We start from the raw sequence: 369 nt of genomic DNA, 5'->3' as shown, positions 1-369 counted from the left end.
GTCTTGAATAGCAAGCCCGTTACCCAGGAAATTTGGGTCAAAGGGCTTGCCTGACTTTACGACTCCGTAAACCAGATGCACTAGCTTACGCATGATGGCGCCCGCCACAGCCATCTTCGATAAGCCACCAGCTTCCAGTCTGGCTCCAAATTGTTTCAACAGGGGATTGTGTCGCTTGGCCACGAGGCTTGGCAGGAACAAGGCCGCACGCAGCCGAGGACTTCCCATGCGGCTCATCATCGTTCGCCCCCGTATTGTGCTGCCAGACTGGCGTTGTCTGGGTGTTACGCCAATGTATGCCGCTAGTGCCTTGGCGTTCTCAAAGCGCCGCACATCACCCACATGGCCCAGAATTTTGGCGGCAGTCGT

The 369-nt window shown here is 56.4% G+C and carries 1 protein-coding gene; it reads right to left on the bottom strand.

Annotated elements, in window-relative coordinates; all coding sequences use genetic code 11:
- Window positions 1-369 (bottom strand): transposase (locus GM658_RS28665; protein ID WP_155457516.1); only part of this gene is annotated, 369 nt, incomplete at both ends.

The organism is Massilia eburnea (assembly GCF_009720745.1).
Lineage (GTDB): Bacteria > Pseudomonadota > Gammaproteobacteria > Burkholderiales > Burkholderiaceae_D > Rugamonas > Rugamonas eburnea.
The sequence above is the reverse complement of the archived record's forward strand: the minus strand, read 5'-3'. Positions and strand labels throughout refer to the sequence as shown.